The organism is Dehalococcoidia bacterium (assembly GCA_035574915.1).
Taxonomy (GTDB): Bacteria; Chloroflexota; Dehalococcoidia; order DSTF01; family WHTK01; genus DATLYJ01.
Genome location: DATLYJ010000180.1, coordinates 1 through 15,751, shown reverse-complemented (window position 1 = coordinate 15,751; position 15,751 = coordinate 1). Strand labels below are relative to the sequence as shown.

The 15,751-nt window shown below is 68.2% G+C and carries 16 protein-coding genes; 11 read left to right on the top strand and 5 right to left on the bottom strand.

Annotated features, from left to right (window positions below):
• The coding region (locus tag VNN10_16230; GenBank protein ID HXH23565.1) for an FAD-linked oxidase C-terminal domain-containing protein at nucleotides 1-487 on the top strand (487 nt) is incomplete at its 5' end.
• Between the two features lie 166 nt (nucleotides 488-653).
• On the opposite strand, the gene VNN10_16225 is transcribed toward VNN10_16230, so the two are convergent.
• The 4 genes from VNN10_16225 to VNN10_16210 all read right to left on the bottom strand — a co-directional run bounded on the left by VNN10_16225 (nucleotide 654) and on the right by VNN10_16210 (nucleotide 5,702).
• The gene (locus tag VNN10_16225; GenBank protein HXH23564.1) at nucleotides 654-1,955 is read right to left on the bottom strand and encodes an acetyl-CoA hydrolase/transferase C-terminal domain-containing protein; all 1,302 of its coding nucleotides are present in this window, start codon (nucleotides 1,953-1,955) and stop codon (nucleotides 654-656) included.
• A gap of 2 nt (nucleotides 1,956-1,957) precedes the next feature.
• Nucleotides 1,958-2,863 carry a universal stress protein gene (locus tag VNN10_16220; GenBank protein HXH23563.1) on the bottom strand — a complete coding sequence of 302 codons (906 nt, stop codon included), beginning with the start codon at nucleotides 2,861-2,863 and terminating at the stop codon, nucleotides 1,958-1,960.
• An 81-nt stretch (nucleotides 2,864-2,944) separates the two neighbouring features.
• The gene (locus VNN10_16215; protein HXH23562.1) at nucleotides 2,945-4,255 is read right to left on the bottom strand and encodes an acetyl-CoA hydrolase/transferase C-terminal domain-containing protein; all 1,311 of its coding nucleotides are present in this window, start codon (nucleotides 4,253-4,255) and stop codon (nucleotides 2,945-2,947) included.
• A 58-nt stretch (nucleotides 4,256-4,313) separates the two neighbouring features.
• Nucleotides 4,314-5,702: a glycosyltransferase family 87 protein gene (locus tag VNN10_16210; GenBank protein HXH23561.1), complete on the bottom strand. Its 1,389-nt coding sequence runs from the start codon at nucleotides 5,700-5,702 to the stop codon at nucleotides 4,314-4,316.
• A 116-nt stretch (nucleotides 5,703-5,818) separates the two neighbouring features.
• On the opposite strand from VNN10_16210, the gene VNN10_16205 reads away from it, so the two are divergent.
• The 9 genes from VNN10_16205 (at nucleotide 5,819) to VNN10_16165 (ending at nucleotide 12,092) form a co-directional block, all read left to right on the top strand.
• A complete protein-coding gene (locus VNN10_16205; GenBank protein HXH23560.1) occupies nucleotides 5,819-6,913 on the top strand; it encodes a M20/M25/M40 family metallo-hydrolase in 1,095 nt (364 codons plus the stop codon).
• Nucleotides 6,910-7,317 (top strand): YjbQ family protein, encoded by a 408-nt coding sequence (locus tag VNN10_16200; GenBank protein ID HXH23559.1) that lies wholly within the window; start codon nucleotides 6,910-6,912, stop codon nucleotides 7,315-7,317. Before VNN10_16205 ends, VNN10_16200 begins: the two co-directional genes overlap by 4 nt.
• Nucleotides 7,317-7,652, top strand: a complete 336-nt coding sequence (gene cutA / locus VNN10_16195; protein ID HXH23558.1) for a divalent-cation tolerance protein CutA — start codon at nucleotides 7,317-7,319, stop codon at nucleotides 7,650-7,652. The genes VNN10_16200 and cutA overlap by 1 nt, the downstream gene beginning before the upstream one ends.
• A gap of 26 nt (nucleotides 7,653-7,678) precedes the next feature.
• Nucleotides 7,679-7,924: a DUF4342 domain-containing protein gene (locus VNN10_16190; GenBank protein HXH23557.1), complete on the top strand. Its 246-nt coding sequence runs from the start codon at nucleotides 7,679-7,681 to the stop codon at nucleotides 7,922-7,924.
• 85 nt (nucleotides 7,925-8,009) lie between these two features.
• The gene (locus tag VNN10_16185) at nucleotides 8,010-8,660 is read left to right on the top strand and encodes a response regulator transcription factor (protein HXH23556.1); all 651 of its coding nucleotides are present in this window, start codon (nucleotides 8,010-8,012) and stop codon (nucleotides 8,658-8,660) included.
• A gap of 83 nt (nucleotides 8,661-8,743) precedes the next feature.
• Nucleotides 8,744-8,959 (top strand): hypothetical protein, encoded by a 216-nt coding sequence (locus VNN10_16180; protein HXH23555.1) that lies wholly within the window; start codon nucleotides 8,744-8,746, stop codon nucleotides 8,957-8,959.
• A gap of 34 nt (nucleotides 8,960-8,993) precedes the next feature.
• Entirely contained in the window at nucleotides 8,994-9,869 is an 876-nt protein-coding gene (locus VNN10_16175; protein ID HXH23554.1) for a universal stress protein, read from the top strand.
• Nucleotides 9,870-9,927: 58 nt separating this feature from the next.
• On the top strand, nucleotides 9,928-10,989 hold the full coding sequence (locus VNN10_16170) for an amidohydrolase family protein (GenBank protein HXH23553.1): 1,062 nt from the start codon (nucleotides 9,928-9,930) through the stop codon (nucleotides 10,987-10,989).
• Between the two features lie 137 nt (nucleotides 10,990-11,126).
• Nucleotides 11,127-12,092, top strand: coding sequence for a hypothetical protein (locus tag VNN10_16165; protein ID HXH23552.1), 966 nt, complete (start codon nucleotides 11,127-11,129; stop codon nucleotides 12,090-12,092).
• A gap of 177 nt (nucleotides 12,093-12,269) precedes the next feature.
• Here the strand turns inward: VNN10_16165 and VNN10_16160 are convergent, their stop codons facing one another.
• The gene (locus VNN10_16160) at nucleotides 12,270-13,583 is read right to left on the bottom strand and encodes an alkyl sulfatase dimerization domain-containing protein (protein ID HXH23551.1); all 1,314 of its coding nucleotides are present in this window, start codon (nucleotides 13,581-13,583) and stop codon (nucleotides 12,270-12,272) included.
• A gap of 128 nt (nucleotides 13,584-13,711) precedes the next feature.
• Here VNN10_16160 and VNN10_16155 point away from each other — a divergent pair, with 128 nt between their 5' ends.
• On the top strand, nucleotides 13,712-15,013 hold the full coding sequence (locus tag VNN10_16155) for an MFS transporter (protein HXH23550.1): 1,302 nt from the start codon (nucleotides 13,712-13,714) through the stop codon (nucleotides 15,011-15,013).
• Nucleotides 15,014-15,751: the final 738 nt, after the last annotated feature.

The window sequence follows — 15,751 nt, the reverse complement described above, 5'->3', positions numbered from 1 at the left end:
CCTCGCGGAGGACGAGGCTCGCGGCTTGTGGGACAACCGCCACGTCATCGCCGAGCGCTTCGCGCGCGAGCGCCGGGCGATGGCGCCGCCGCGCGACCCTCGCCGCGAAGGCGTCGCATTCGACTACATCCACGTCGCCCTGCCGGCCTCGCAGGTCCTCGCGTTTCGCGCTATCTGCCACGAGACCGCGGCCCGGGAAGGGGTATCCCTCGGCGAATGCGGCCTCTGGACGGCGCCGGAGCTCTTCTCCGCCTCACTCATGCTGCCGGAAGCCGAGGGCGGGCATGCCCGCCTGAGGGCCGTCGTCGACCACCTGCTGATGGCAGCCCAGGACCTGGGCGGCTCGATGGAATACTGCCACGGCGCGGGCATCCGCCTCGCCCACCTCATGGACCGCGAGCTTGGACCCGGCATGGAGGTCCTGCGGCGCCTCAAGGCAGCTCTCGACCCCCAGGGCATCCTCAGCCCCGGCAAGCTTGGCTTGTAGCCCGCCTCGTGTTCGCAGCCGGAAGCCTCGTCCGGCCGGAGGGTCCACCGGCCCTGCCTCTTGCGTCCTCGAGGCCAGGCAGGGTTGAGCGCGGCGGCCAGTTGCCGAGGGGCAACCGCCAGGTGGGCCGCGCTCGCGCTATGACGCCGGCGCGGACTGCGTGGCCTCAGTCGGTGTGATACAGGCGCCGGGCCGCGGCCGCCAGTTCCTCCCGGAAGGCAGGGTGGGCGATGCTTATCAGCGCTTCCGCGCGCTGGCGCACCGTCTTGCCGTGGAGGTTCACGGCCCCGTACTCCGTGACCACCCAGTGTACGTCGCCACGGCTGGTCACGACGCCGGCGCCCGGCTTCAGCTCGGGTACGATGCGGGAGACGGCGCCCGAGGCGGCTGTCGAGGGCAGAGCGATGATCGGCTTACCGCCGCGCGACATCGCGGCGCCGCGCACGAAGTCAGTCTGCCCGCCGATGCCGCTGTAGAAGACGTGGCCGATGCTGTCGGCGCAGACCTGGCCCGTCAGGTCGATCTCGATCGCCGAGTTGATCGCCACCATCTTCTCGTTCCGGGCGATGATAACGGGGTCATTGGTGAAGCTGACCAGGTGCATCTCGATCATCGGGTTGTCGTGCACGAAGTCGTATAGGCGGCGGGTGCCCATGATGAACGAGGTGACGACCTTGCCCCGGTGGTAGTTCTTGGCCTGGTTGTCAACGATGCCCTGCTCTACCAACTCCAGGAGGCCGTCGCTGAACATCTCCGTATGGATGCCGAGGTGGCGGTGGCCGTGGAGCGCCGCGAGCACGCCGTTCGGGATCGCGCCAATGCCCATCTGCAGGCAGGAGCCGTCCTCGATCAGCGCCGCGACGTGAGCGCCTATCTGGTGCGCGGTCTCGTCCGCGGCCTGCGGTTCGAACTCGAGCAGCGGCTCTTCCGCCGGCACGAGGCAGTCGATCTGGGACACGTGGAGGAAGCTGTCACCGTGCGTGCGGGGCATAAGAGGGTTCACCTGGGCGATGACGGTCGTCGCAGCCTCTGCGGCGGGCTTCGCGACGTCCACCGAGATGCCGAGGCTGCAGAACCCGTTCGCGTCCGGCGGGGAGACCTGCACCAGCGCGAGGTCAAGCGGGAGCGTGTCGCTGAAGAGGCCGGGGATCTCCGAGAGAAACACGGGCGTGTAGTCCGCCCGGCCGGCGTTGACGGCCTCGCGCGTGTTTTTGCCGATGAAGAGCGCGTTGTGACGGAAGCTGGCTGAAAGGTCCGGGTGCGTGTAGGGCGCTGGCCCCTCGGTGTGGAGATGCACGATCTCCACGCCCCTCACGTCCGCTGCTCGGGCCACGAGCGCCCTCACGAGGGCCTGTGGCGTGGCGCAGCCGCCCTGTATGTATACCCGTTGCCCGGACTGCAGCCTGGAGAGCGCGGCCTCGGCGCTCACGGTCTTGCTGCGGGCCTCTTCCGGCCAGGAGCGCGGCACGCCTACCTCACCACCAGTACGGAGCTATGGGCGTGGCGGACCAGCCTCTCGGCCGTTTGCCCGCGGGAGAACTGCGCGCCCGGCGCCGGGCGGCGCGAGCCGACCACGATCAGGCCGGCCCGGTGTCTCCGCGCCGCCTGGTCGATCTGTTCGGCTGCGGGACCGGCCGCTACTTCCGTCTCTACGCGACGGCCCCCTGCCTCCAGTTCAGCGCGGAGGGCCTCGAGCGCTTTGGCCGCTTCCTCCCGCCGCCGGGCGTCCGCTCCGGAAGCCTCCGCCAGGAGCCGCCGCCTCGCTGCCGCCGGCGTCCCGTCCGGCACGGCGAGGGGCTCGACCGCCGTTACGAGCACCACTTCGGCGCTCGCCGGCAAGCTCAGCCGTGTGAGGAAGGACAGCGCTCGCCTGGAGGCGACGCTGTCGTGGTAGCCGACGACGACTCGGCTCGGTCCCGCGGCGCCCGGGCGGGCCACCAGGAGCGGCGTCGTCGCGAGACGGGCTACGCCGTCGCTGACGCTCCCCAGTAGGGCGATCCGCAGGTCGGAGTGCCCCTTCGCCGCCAGCACGATGAGGTCTGCCTTCGTCCGGCGGGCAGCCGTGAGGATCTCCTGGACGGGATGGCCCCATGCCGCGATCGGCTCGACAGGGACGCTGGGGTCGAGGGCCATCGCCTCGCGCTCCGCCGTCTCCCGCGCCTCTGCGAGGGCCAATCGCCGGGCGGCTGGCGTGGCCTTCCTGAGGAACCCCGGGTCGGGCCGGGCATGGCTAAACAGCGGGTGCGGACCGACGGTCAGCACCGTAAGCCTGGTGGCAACGGGCAGCACCAGTTCTCGCAGGAGCGGCACGGCGCTGCGCGAGGCGGCGCTGCCATCGGTCGCCCACAGGACGTTCAGGGTGCGGCCGGCCTGCATAGGCCTCCTTCCCCGCGAGCATAGCGCAGCGGTCACCGAGGAGCAGCACGCCCCCGGAGCCGGGTGGCCGGAGCCGTGAGGCTACAGGTAGCCGAGCCTCTGCGCCTCTTCCCTGAGCCAGTCGCGGTACTTCGGGTGGGCGAGTCCGATGATCGCCTTCGCTCGCTCCGGAATCGACTTGCCCTTGACGAGCGCGCAACCGTACTCGGAGACAAGGTAGTGGACTTCCTGCCGCGGAGTCGTAACGGCTGCCCCCGGCGTTAGCATTGGCACCACGCGGGAGACCTCCCCGCCCCTGGCCGTCGAGTAGAAGGCGATGAAGCTCTTCCCGCCGGGAGAGTTGAAGGCGCCGCGGGCGAAGTCGGCCTGGCCCCCTGTGCCGCTGAACTGCTGGTAGCCGATAGACTCCGAGCAGCACTGGCCCGTCAGGTCCACCTCGATCGTCGCGTTCACCGAGATGAGGTTGTTGTTCCTGGCGATGTTCGCCGGGTCGTTCGTGTAAGAGACGGGGTAGGCCTCGCAGTGCGGGTTATCGTCCAGGAACTCGTACATGCGCTGGCTACCAGCGGCGAAGGTGAAGACGGCCTTGTTGGGGTGGAAGCTCTTCCTGGACCCGTTGGCGACGCCGCTCTCGATGAGGTCCACCATGCTGTCGACGAACATCTCCGAGTGGATGCCGATGTCCTTCTTGCTCGCCAGGTAATGCGCGACCGCGTTCGGCACGCCGCCGATGCCGAGCTGGACCGTGGCGCCGTCCGGCACCATCTCGGCGATGATGCCGCCTATCGCCTCGTCCTCGGCGCGCATGGGGGGCGTCGGCAGGGCCTGGAGCGGCCGGTGGTTCTCGACGATGGCGTCGACCTCCGAGACGTGCACGAAAGACTGGCCGTGTACGCGCGGCATGTGCTCGTTGACCTCGACGATGAGCTTCTTCGCCACCCGCGCCGCCGTCGTCGTGTACTCGACGGCCACGCCGAAGCTCATGTAGCCGTGCTTGTCCATCGGTGACACGCAGGCGATCGTCACGTCCACGGGGATGAACTCGCTCAGCAGCCTCGGCACCTGGTGGAAGTAGTTCGGCGTGAAGACGGCCCGGCCTTCACGGTAGGCTTCCCGGTCGGCCCCGCCGAGGAACAGGGAGTCCCAGTGGATGACATCCTTGAGGTCCGGCGAGAGCACAGTCGCCTTGGTGGCCGCGAATGGCAGGAGAGCGCGCATGGTGAGGTTGGTGAAGCGGCCCCTCCGCGCGGCGTCGGCGATTGCGCCCAGGATCGCCGGCGGCTCGCCCGCACCCAGGGGCTGGACAATGCTCGCACCGTCCGGGATCAGGGCCACGGCCTCCTCGGGGGACATAAGCTTTCGCTTGTAGGCGTCTCGCCAGCGCTCGCTCACGGCACGTCTCCTTCCAGGGTCTGAGGCGCGCCTATTTTAGGCGAACAGTGGCAGGGCGTCAGTCAGGCCTCGGACGCAGGGTTCTGGCGGCGCGCGGCCAGGGGATGGACGGCAACTGGAGGCGGCCTTCCAGCACGGCGCGGCCGGCGCACCACAGCAGCAAGGCGAAGCTGACGAGCGTCACCGAGAAGAAGCCTGCCTCCGACCAGTGTATGAAGCCGTGCCGCCCGTCGGGTGCGAACACGGTGTCCACGGACTGGCTGCTGCTTATGAACAGCGCCAGGAGAAGTACCCACAGTTGCGCCCGTACGCCTGCCGGGGCGGGCCGTAGCGTCAGGGCCGCGGCCGCCACGACCAGGAACGCCCAGTCGTACCACACGGAGTGCGTGCTGAGCAGCAACATGCCGACGATCGTTGCCGCCACGCCCAGGTAGAGGTCGCGGCCGAGCCACACGATGACCACGACAGCCAGCGTGAGGGCCTGCAGGGCGTAGAGCAGCGGCTCGTTGACGTCGGCCGTATAGACTTCGGCGATCTGGTTCGCTTCCAGCTTCGAGAGGAACCCGTTCCAGCTGAACATGTGGGGCGCGTTCCCGACGTCGACGCTCGATTGCCCCCGCAGGAACTCCACATAATCGGCAAACGTCCCGAAGCCGGCCACCAGGAACGGCGCGAAGAACAGCAGCATCGCGGCGAGGCCCATGGAGGCCAGGGCGCGCCATTCCCCGCGCACGAGCAGGAAGAGACCAGGAAGGATGGCCCACTGGGGCTTGAGCGCCAGCAGCGACAGCAAGAGGCCCGCCAGGACCGGCCGGTCGGCGCGCAACGCAAAGAAGCCGGCGCCCAGCGCGAAGACGAAGAACAATGACAGGTGTCCCATGATTATCGCTTCGTGCACGGGCTGGAACGCGACCGTGCCGAGCAGCACAAGGGGAAGCTCGGGGATGCCTCTACCCAGCCACCAGAAGAGCAGCACGAAGGCGGCGAACGCGCCGGCGCTAATTAGCGAGAAGGTCCAAAACGCCCACTTGAACCCCAGCAGCGTGAGCGGCGCCTGCAAAATGGCAACCAGCGGCGGGTTGTAGTAGTTGCCGCGCGTGAGGAGCCGGGCCTTCACGTACTCGTCGCCGATGAGATCGAAGGCGGGGTCGCCGGGGTAGAAGATGTACTCGTGCTTCTCCGGATACACCTCATCCAGGTCGCCGTGCCAGACCATGTCGGCTGCGGCGTAGAAGTAGGCGAAGTCGACCCTGTCGTCGTACGCCAGGTAGGGTATGAGGCGCAGCTCGTACTGCGTCTCGTCGGAGGCGCGGTAGGCGGCGATCCCCAGGTAGACCGTTACCGCGGCGGCAAACGTCAGCGCTGCCAGCTTCGCTGTGCGGGGGCTCAGGGCGGCGCGGCGCAGTGCAGTCTCGGCCCGCTCCGCCTCGACGGCAGGGTTGCTCATCTAGGCTGAAAGTCTATCGTCAGCGGCTTGTAAGGCGCGAACCTCCTGGCCCCCGGAGCGCACCAAATCCGCCACAGTTGCGCCGCTACAATGAGTGAAGACCTGGAGGTACGGCCTTGATCGACAGCCGCCGCCTGCTCGCCACATTCCTTGACCTCGTTGCTATCGACAGCCCCTCGGGCGAAGAGGCCGCCGTGGCCGGGCACGTGACCCGCGTCCTCGAGGGCCTGGGCGCCCGCGTCCGCGAGGACGCCTACGGGAACCTGATAGCGACCCTGGGCGCCGGCAACGAGCCCTTCCTCCTTGGCTCTCACCTCGACACGGTCGAGCCAGGACGAGGCATCAAGCCGCTGGTGGTGGACGGCGTAGTGCGCACGGACGGCTCCACGGTCCTGGGCGGCGATGCCAAGGCGGGCATCGCGGCCATTCTCGAAGGGCTGACAGCCTTCGCGGCCTCGGGCCGCCCGATGCCGGCCGTCGAAATCGTCCTGACCCGCGGCGAAGAGGCGGGCCTTGTCGGATCGGCCAACCTCGACTACTCCCTCATCAGGGCTCGCCTCGGCGTCGAGTTCGACGGCGAGGGGCCCGTGAGCCAGATCACAGTCGAAGCCCCGGGCCGGATCAGCGCCCAACTGCACTTCACCGGCCGGGCCGCCCATGCCGGCGTCGAGCCCGAGAAGGGCATATCCGCGATCCAGATGGCGGCCCGTTTCATCGCGGGCTTCCCGCAGGGCCGGATAGACCAGGAGACGACAGCGAACATCGGGCTGATCAGCGGCGGCAGCGCCGCCAACGCCGTCCCCGAACATGCCACGCTCACCGCCGAGGCGCGCAGCCGCGACCCGGCGAAGCTCGCGGCCCTGCGCGAGCAGGTCCTTGCCCTCGTTGACGATGTCCGTAGCGCCTTTCCAGGGGGCGCCGTGCGCTGCGACCTGCGGGAGGAGTTCGGAGGTTACAAGCTTCCGCCGGAGCACCCTCTCCTGGCGCGCGTGACCGGCGCAATGCGCCGTGTGGGACTGACGCCCGAGTTCATCGCCTCCGGCGGAGCGACGGACGCCAACAACTTCGCCCGGCACGGGATCGATGTCGCCGTCGTCGGACTCGGCGGCTTTGACTTCCACACCGTGCGCGAGACCCTGCCGATCGCCAATCTGGAAGACTCCGCGCGCTTCTGCCTGGCACTGCTCGAGGACCTGGCCTCCGGCCGATGAAGACCGCGAGGCTGTCGCTCGACATGGCCTCCCGGCGCTACGCCGACCTCACGGACGCGGCGCGCCGATTCGTCGCCGGCGAGCGCGACGGGCTGCTCAACGTCTTCGTGCCGCATGCCACGGCCGCGGTCGCCGTCATCGAACTGGGCGACGGCTCCGAGCACGACCTCGAGGCCGCGCTCGAGCGGCTCCTGCCCCGCGACGACGCCCTGTACCGCCACCGGCACGGCTCGCCCGGGCACGGGGCGGACCACCTGGTGCCGGCCTTCCTGGCGCCGTCGGTAACGGTGCCGGTACTCGGCGGATCGCCGGCCCTGGGCGTCTGGCAGCGTATCGTGCTCGTCGACACGAACCGCGACAATCCTCGTCGCGATGTCCTGTTGAGCTTCCTGGAGGGAAGCTGATGGAGTCCGGCCGGGATGTCGTCGTGGTGCTCGTCACGACGCCCGCCGGCGCCGCTTCGGAGGTCGCCCAGGCGATCGTGCGGCACAAGCTGGCCGCTTGCGTGAACATTGCATCGGGCGTCCAGTCCATATTCTGGTGGCAAGGAGAGGTCCAGGAGGAGGCGGAAGCCCTCCTGGTCGCGAAGACGACCTCCGACCTCGTCCAGCCCCTGAACGACCTGCTGGCCGCCATCCACCCCTACGAGAACTTCGAGCTCATAGCCATCCCCGTGGTGGCCGGCAGCGCCGCCTACCTGGAGTGGGTCGCGGCGTCGAGCGGGCCGGCAGCGCCCTGACGGCCACGCCCGCAAAGGAGGAAAAGATGGCAGAAGGCCGCCAGACGCTCAGCGGCAGCGACATCGTGGAGCAAGTCAAGAAGCTGGTCCATGAGGGCAACGTCCGCAGGGTGATCGTGAAGCAGGACGACAGGACGGTCGCCGAGTTCCCGCTGACCGTCGGCGTCGGTGTGGCCGTGCTGGCGCCGGTGGTCGCCGCTATCGGGGCCCTCGTGGCCCTACTCGCGAATTGCACAATCGAAGTCGAGAAGACGGCCGAGAGTCGCGACTAGAAGAGATCGTTACAAACACGTTTGCCACACGGGTAGCACAGGTGTACTTTGGTACCGTGAGTAGCCGAACGGGAGTGCAGCAGCCATGGCCGACATTCGCGTGATGATCGTGGACGACCACGACGTGGTCCGTGAGGGACTGCGCTCTCTCCTGAACCGCCGCCCCGGGCTGTCCGTGATCGCCGAGGCGGCCACGGTCAAGGAAGCGGTGGAGCAGGCGATCCTGAAGCAGCCGGACGTGGTCGTCATGGACGTGCGCTTGCCCGACGGCTCCGGCGTGGAGGCCTGTCGCGATATCCGCTCCGAGCTGCCGAACACCAAGCTCATCATGCTGACCTCTTACGCCGACGACGAGGCTATCGTCTCCTCGATCATGGCCGGGGCCTCTGCCTACCTGCTCAAGCAGACCCGCGGCCAGCAACTCGCCGACGCCGTCGAGGCCGTGGCGAAGGGTGAATCGCTGCTGGACCAGAAGGTCATCCAGCGCGTCATGGACCAGATGCGCACCATGGCCACCCAACCCAAGGGTGACAAGCAGAACGAGTTGACGGAGCAGGAACAGAAGATCCTGATGCTCATCGCCGAGGGTAAGACTAACCGCGAGATCGCCGCCGAGATCTACCTCAGCGACAAGACGGTCAAGAACTACGTCTCCAGCATCCTGAGCAAACTCAACCTCAAGCGCCGCTCCGAGGCCGCCGCCTACATCGCCAGGCGCATGCCCGAGCGCCGATAAGGGCCGCCCGTCCCTGCCGAAGGGGCCGAACAGCACTCAGTCCACTCCTCGGCCTCCCGTTAGCATCTGGGAGGAGAGGCATCGTGTCCGCCCAGCAGTCCGAGGAAGAAGGCACGGGGGCTGGCATGGTCGTCTATCTCTGCACCGGCCGGCGAGTGGTGTTGCCCAGCGTGAGCTTCCTGACCTTGCGAGACGACAAAATCGTCTGCCGCAGTGCCGAAGGAGTCGAACTCGCCTCCTTCCCGATGGCTGAGGTATATATGTGCAGCAGGAAGCAACTCCCGGCCGCGCCACCTTAGGCCCCGTCCCGCCGGGCGAAGAAGGAGTAACCATTTGCCCGACCTCAAGGTCATAGCCGCGCTCGACGGCTCGGCCCTTTCCGAGGCATCGCTCCGCTACATCCCGCTCTTGCGCGCCCTTGGCAACCTCGACGTCATGCTCGTCGGCATCGTCGAGACGTACCGCGAGTCCGAAGGCCTCAGGGGCGCCGAGGCCCATATCCAGCGCGAGCTGAACCTCCTCGAAGCGTATCTGGACAAGACAGTTGCCGACCTCGGGGCCAAGCTCGGGGCCACCGTCCGGAAGAAGATCAGGACCGGCGTGCCCGCGGACGAGATTGTCGAGATTGCCCGCGAGGAGGAAGCCGACCTGCTTGTGCTGACGACGCACGGCCGCTCCGGGATCGGCCGTTGGGCGATCGGCAGCGTCGCGGACAAAGTGCTGCACACCTCTGACCGCAACATCCTGGTCATCGGGCCCCAGGCCGCCGGCCGTGACACCGTCCCGCCGTTCCGCCAGATCATGGTGCCTCTCGACGGCTCCGGCCTGGCGGAAGGGGCACTGCCCGTTGCCCTGACCTGGGCTGCGGCCTTCGCGGCCCGGCTGCACCTGGTGCGCGTGGTGCCGCTGCCCATCGTGTCGGGCGAGACGATAGCCCTGGGCCCGGACCTCTTCGACGCCATGCGCGAAGCTGCCGAGGGCTACCTTAGCGAGCTCAAGGAACGCATCGGCGTGCCAGATGCCGTAACGGCTGTCCCCGTCGGACCGATCGCCGAACAGCTCGGGGTCTACGAACAGGAAAACGCCATCGACCTCGCGATCATGACCTCGCATGGTCGCGGCGGCCTGCTGCGCTCCGTGCTCGGCAGCGTGACGGACCGCATGCTGCACGGCCCGGCGCCGGTTCTCGTAGTGCGGGCGCGGGCTTAGACGCCCTCTCGCCCCCTTCAAGCTAGAATCGACCAACAACCGCAGGTCTGGAGAGAGCATGCCTTCGAGAATCTGGGACATCCACGTTCATTTCCCGCGGGGCGGTCCGGGCGGCCCGCCCTGGATGCAGCCCCCGCCGACCATGCCCGAAGCCGAGGATGCCCGGTCCCGGCGCCGCGGGCGAGGGCGCGCGCCGAGCGAGGGCGAGCAGCGCCCGCGCACGCCCCAGGAGGCCGTCGACCACCTGGCTGAGCGGCTGCGTGAGGTCGGTACCGTGAAGGCCAGCCTCCTCTGCGGCGGCCGCTTCGGCCTGACCTATGAGCAGTCGCTCGAGATCGCCATGAAGCACGATGACCTCTTCGTGCCTCATGCCGTCATCGACCCTGCCGAGGTCACCTACGAGCGCGTATATCAGCTCCACCGGATGGGGTACCGCGGCTTCAAGGTGATCGGCACGCCCCGGCCCTATGACCACCCGGACCATAACCCCGCCTACAAGGCCGCCGAGGAACTGGACATGCCCATCCTCTTCCACTGCGGCGTCATCGGCGGCGGGATCGACCTCCTTGCCCGCCATCCCCGGCGCGACCCTGAGTCGGCGAGGCGCCTGCGAGAGATGGACGCGGCCATGGCGAAGGCGCGGGCGGACTACGAGGAGGCCCGGCGCAACTGGCGGCCCGGACAGCCGGAACCCCAGCCGGCCATGGGCCTCCGCGGTGGGCGCGAGACGTCAGCTAACTACATGCGGCCCTTCCACCTGGAGACCATCGCCAATCGCTTCCCGCGGCTCAAGATCATCGGCGCGCACTTTGGCGGCACCGGTAACTACGACGAGGCCGCTTCGGTGGCGCGCTGGCGGCGCTGGGTCTACTTCGACATGTCCGGCGGCCGTACGCTCGAGCGCCACGCCATGGAACGCGGCCTCATCGGCAAGGAGATACCCATCGAGAAGCTGATCTTCGGCTCCGACTGCCCGGCGGACGAGATTCATGAGCACGTCGAGCGCTTCGAGCGCATGTTCGAGGAGTTGGGCCTGTCCGAGGAGGAGAAGGACCTCCTCTGGTACCGCAACGCCGCCGAGCTATTCGGCCTGGAAAAGCCGCTGTGGGCGGAGGAGTAAGCCTCTGCGCATAGGCCCCGGGCACTCGGCGACTGCTCTCCTCGAGTTGCCCGCCTTTGTTCCCCCCGTTACAATCGCCCAGGCCGTGAAGCGGCGGTAACCCTATGGTGCAGGCGCCCGAAGAACAACCGGCCCATGTGGCCCCGCCGCGGCGGACACGCCGCCGCAGGAGCCGCGAAGAGGCCGAGCAGCCGGCCCCTGAGGTCGAAGTCGAAGGACCAGAAGCCGTCGAGGCCCTGACGCCGGCCCTGGAGGAGGCGTTCGACCTCGACTACGAGCCGTCTGCGCCCGAGCCCGACCTCTACCATGCCGCCTCGGCCCGCCCGACCCCTCCGACCTCCAGGCTGGCGCTCCTGGTTGCCGTCTACGGCATTGGCCTGCTCCTGTTCCTCGCGGTCGAGCCCACACGTTCCTGGATGCTCCTGCTGGTGACCGCCCTGGTGACCATCTCCGCCGACGGCATCCTTCGCACTCACCCGCGGGGAGACTTCCAGGGCGACATCGCCGGCACGGCGCCGTTCCTCTTCCTGCCGGCGCTCTTCACCCTCGGCTCGGGGCTCTTCATGGAGGATGTGCTGCGGGGCTACTGGGCCGTGCCCGGCGTCTTCGCCGGCTGCGTGTTGATGGCGCTCGTCATGTACGCGGACTACGCCTCGGTGGATGTCCAGGACCACATGTATCCGTTGGCGCGACTCGTCCTGAACATCGGCACCTACCTCACGGCCTTCGCCTTCTACTCCGTCGCCTACACCTTCGACGTCTCGCTCGTGCCGGCGTCCGTCGCCGTCGGCCTCGTGACCCTCCTTCTCTCGGTCGAGGTGCTCCGTGAGGCCGAAGCCGACCCCGTGCGGGCGCTGGTCTACGCCGCCGTGGTCGGCCTCGTGGTGGCGGAGGCGCGGTGGGCGCTGTACTTCCTGCCGCTGGAGAGCTACCTGGCCGCCGTCTTCCTGCTCATTGTCTTCTACATGGCTTCCGGTCTCGTGCAACATCACCTCTCGGACGACCTGAGGGGCCCGGTAATCCTCGAGTTCGTAGGCATTGCCATCGTCGGCGTCCTCATCGTCGCGCTCGGCCGCATTTTCGAGGCTTCCGGCTCCCTGTAGCCTCCGTCCGCCGCTGGTTCGGTAGCTACCTTCCCCGCGGCTCGGCCCGCGCCGAAGGGCTCCAACCTCGTTGCGTCCGCGCCGCCCAACCTCCTCGGGCGCTTGGCGCGCTGGCGCCACTGGACGGCGGCGGCCTGCCACCCGCTACGAAGACCAGCACGCGCCCGGCGCCGCTGATTACGGCGCCGCCTCGAAGGCGTCTCGCTTTCCGAGCCGGCTTGACCCGGCCGCGAACAGAAAGAGGTTGCGGGCCATCGACGACGTCTCCAGGCGCGCGCGGGCCTCGTAGATCGCCGCGCGGAGGTCGTGCGCCTCGCGCGATGAGGGCTCGGCATGCACGGCGTACTCGATCACGTGGCTGGCGAGGCGCAGGTTGCCCGCCTCGCGCAGGGCGTCGGCGCGGGCCAGGACTCGCGCCAGTCCTCCCGCCAGGTCAACCCACTCGCGCGCCTGCTCACTCCGAGGCGCGGGCAGAAGGTTGTCGGGCTCGCCGTCGTACCAGCCGCCGTAGTATCGCCAGACGTTGCGGATGATGAACTGAGGATGGTCGTACACGGGCCGGAGATACGGCTTCTGAATTGCCTCCGCAGGGATGCGCACCGAGTGCAGGACGGCGTCCAGCGACGCCCCCTGGTTCATGAGAGCCAGCACCTGGCCCTCTATGTCCTCGAGGAAGGCGGCCGTGTCGGAGAGCGCCGCCCGGACGCGCTCCGCGCCGAAGATCGGCCAGCCGTGGCCCGGCACCATCACCTCCGCGCCGAGCGCCGCCATCTCCCGCAGGCCAGCCGCCCATTCGCCCGCCCAACGCTGGACCTTCTGCGGGTTGCCGGCGTTGGGCACCGCCCAGATGAAAAGGTCGCCGGGAGCGAGCAGTTTTCTCTCCGGCACCCACGTCCACGTGGCGTCCTCGGTCTCGCCGCGGCAGTGATGCAGCTCGAAGGTGAGGCTTCCCTGGCGGAACGCCAGCCTGTCCTTGAAGGAGACATCCGGGTAGCGGTACTCCGCTGGCCACGGCATCGCCGAGTCAAGGGGCACCGTCGCCGGCGCGGCGAACTGGCGGCGGTTTATGGCGCCGTTCCAGCCGCGCGTGCGCTTGTAGCGCTCGAAATGGCCGCCGATGGCTTCGTGACCGTAGACGACCGGGCGGGGCGCGCCTTTTGCCGCGCTCTCGTCGTCGAAGGGACCGACGCCGAAGACGTGGTCGACGTGGTGGTGCGAAAAGACTGCTGCCGCAAGCCTCGCGCGCGGCCGCCAGGTCCGCACGGCCTTGAACAGAGGCTCGGCGTCGTTGCGGGCGCCCGTGTCGAGCATGACCAGGCCATCGCCCGTGTCAATGGTCGTCGCCGAGGCCAGGCCCTTGTAGTAGAGGATGCCATCCTCCAGCTCCTCCGCCTCCCGGCCCTTATACGGCGTGGCGACAGGATGCGCCTCGAACACCGTGTCGACCTCGCCGAGCCATAGACGTTCGCAGAAGCCACGCAGTCCGCTCATCTCGCCTCCTCCGTCGGCAGCTCTCGCTTGCGATGGCGCCGTCCTCCTTCGCCCGATAAGGTTAGGCTATCGACGCCGGTCCCGGCTTCACGGGGCCCGACGGAAGGAGCTTCAGGGGTGACCGCCACGTGACCGAGGACCAGGGGCGACACAGGCCCCTGGCGCCGCTGGGCCATCCCGCCTTCGTCTTCTACGCCGGCCAGCGCTTCTTCGGCGGCACGGCAATGACGCTCCTGCAGGCCTCGATGGCCTGGCAGGTGAACCTGCTCTCCGGGGACACGCGCGAGGCGGCCCTCAACCTCGGCTTGCTCGGGCTGTTGCGCTTCTTTCCCGCGTTCGGCCTCAGCCTGCTCGGCGGTGCCGTGGCCGACACGTACAACCGGCGCAACATTGTCCGCGCCGCCCAGACCCTGCCGCTCGCCTGCGCCGTGGTGCTCACGATGGCCACCGCCGGCGGTTGGACGAGCCTGGCGCTGATCTTCGGGCTTGTCGTCGTGGTCGCCGTGGGGTCGTCGTTCGAGAACCCGGCCGGCGCTTCGCTGCTGCCCTCTCTCGTGCCGCCGGACGAGTTCACGCAGGCGGTGAGTATCAGCAACTCCATGCGCACTCTTGGATTCCTGACCGGCCCCACCGTCGCCGGCGTGATCATCGAGCTGGGCGGCATGGAGGCGGCTTACCTGGCCCACGTCGCGCTCATCGCCTGCTCGCTGACCCTCGTTTCGTTGGTCAGCTACAGGCCCCAGGCTGGACCGCGGCGGGCCGTGAGCATGCAGGGCATCATCGAGGGGGTGAACTTCGTGCGGCGGCAGGTGCTAGTCGGCGCGATGGCGCTGGACATGTTCGCCGTGATCCTCGGTGGCGCGACGGCTCTCCTGCCGATCTACGCCACCGACATCCTGGACGTGGGTGCGCTGGGTTACGGTGTCCTCCAGGGGTCGTTCGAGATGGGCGCCTTCCTCATGGCCGTCGGCCTGCTCGTGCGGCCGCCGATCGTGAACACCGGGCGCGCCCTTCTCATCACGGTCGCCTTGTTTGGCGCCGGCACGATCGTGTTCGGCCTCTCGCGCTGGTTCCCGCTCTCGCTCGCCGCCTACACCTTCATCGGGATGGCCGACCAGCTCAGCGTCGTCCTGCGCCAGACGACGATCCAGCTCTCGACGCCGGACGAGCTGCGCGGCCGCGTGAGCGCGGTGAGCCAGGTGTTCATCGGGGCCTCGAACCAGCTCGGCGCGCTGGAGTCCGGGCTCGTCGCCGCCGCCACCAACGCGACCATCGCGGTGGTCAGCGGTGGCGCCGGTTGCATTGCCGTCGTCGGCATCGTCGCCGTGAAGCTGCCGGAGCTGCGGCGCTACCGCATCGGCGCGCCCCCGCCAGCGCTGCGAGACGCCGAGCGCGAGGCGATAGCTAGCGCCGAACCCGCCGGCGACTGAGGGCCGGCGCCGAGGTACTCGAAGCCGCTGGGGTCGTTCTGGTCGTCTGTGGGCTCAGTCGTGTTGGGACTGCATGTGCTTTTCAAGGCGAGTGACGAGCTCAGTAATGTCCGCTGGCGTTATGGGGACCCACACAGACCTAAGAGGGACCGGAATAGGCAGCGGGAAAGCGAACATCAGCCGCATGTGACGGAGGCGCATCCATAACAAGGGTTTATCATTCCGGCCTCGGACTTGTACTTCGACAATGTCTTTGTACGCTATCGCGAACGTCCCCAGCAGCGTTATTTGTAGAGACTCCAAGCCAAGTGTTATTGCTGGCGCACCGCTGAAGTGAATTCCAATGATGAACGACAGGAGGATGAGGCCGAGCAAGCGTAGCGGCCAATCGAGTTCCAGAGAAAAGCATGACAAATAACGCAAGATTCGCTGGATTACTAAGTGATGGACGCTTGACCGGAATTTTGAAGCACGTTGGAGTCTCGCTCATGGTCCCACCTAATCGCCGATCTCCGTGGACTCCCACCAATGGACCGCCTGGCATCGAGCGCTCCAGCCGCACTGCCGGTACAGCCCCGTCGGGTCCACAAAGTTTACCGGGTTGCCGCCGGCCTACGGGTACCCGCCGCCCAGTGGGTCGCGCGACAGGAACCGCCCCGTCGCCGGGTCGTAGCAGCGGGCGCGGAGGTACTCGAAGCCGTTGGGGTCGTTCTGCTCGCCGGTGAAGGTGAACTCCGT

What these genes read in the sequence shown, in the direction of transcription:
- VNN10_16220 (HXH23563.1), bottom strand. Translation starts at nt 2,863, where the DNA reads ATGCAGGCCGGCCGCACCCTGAACGTCCTGTGGGCGACCGATGGCAGC.
- VNN10_16210 (HXH23561.1), bottom strand. Translation starts at nt 5,702, where the DNA reads ATGAGCAACCCTGCCGTCGAGGCGGAGCGGGCCGAGACTGCACTGCGC.
- VNN10_16200 (HXH23559.1), top strand. Translation starts at nt 6,910, where the DNA reads ATGAAGACCGCGAGGCTGTCGCTCGACATGGCCTCCCGGCGCTACGCC.
- cutA (HXH23558.1), top strand. Translation starts at nt 7,317, where the DNA reads ATGGAGTCCGGCCGGGATGTCGTCGTGGTGCTCGTCACGACGCCCGCC.
- VNN10_16190 (HXH23557.1), top strand. Translation starts at nt 7,679, where the DNA reads ATGGCAGAAGGCCGCCAGACGCTCAGCGGCAGCGACATCGTGGAGCAA.
- VNN10_16185 (HXH23556.1), top strand. Translation starts at nt 8,010, where the DNA reads ATGGCCGACATTCGCGTGATGATCGTGGACGACCACGACGTGGTCCGT.
- VNN10_16170 (HXH23553.1), top strand. Translation starts at nt 9,928, where the DNA reads ATGCCTTCGAGAATCTGGGACATCCACGTTCATTTCCCGCGGGGCGGT.
- VNN10_16160 (HXH23551.1), bottom strand. Translation starts at nt 13,583, where the DNA reads ATGAGCGGACTGCGTGGCTTCTGCGAACGTCTATGGCTCGGCGAGGTC.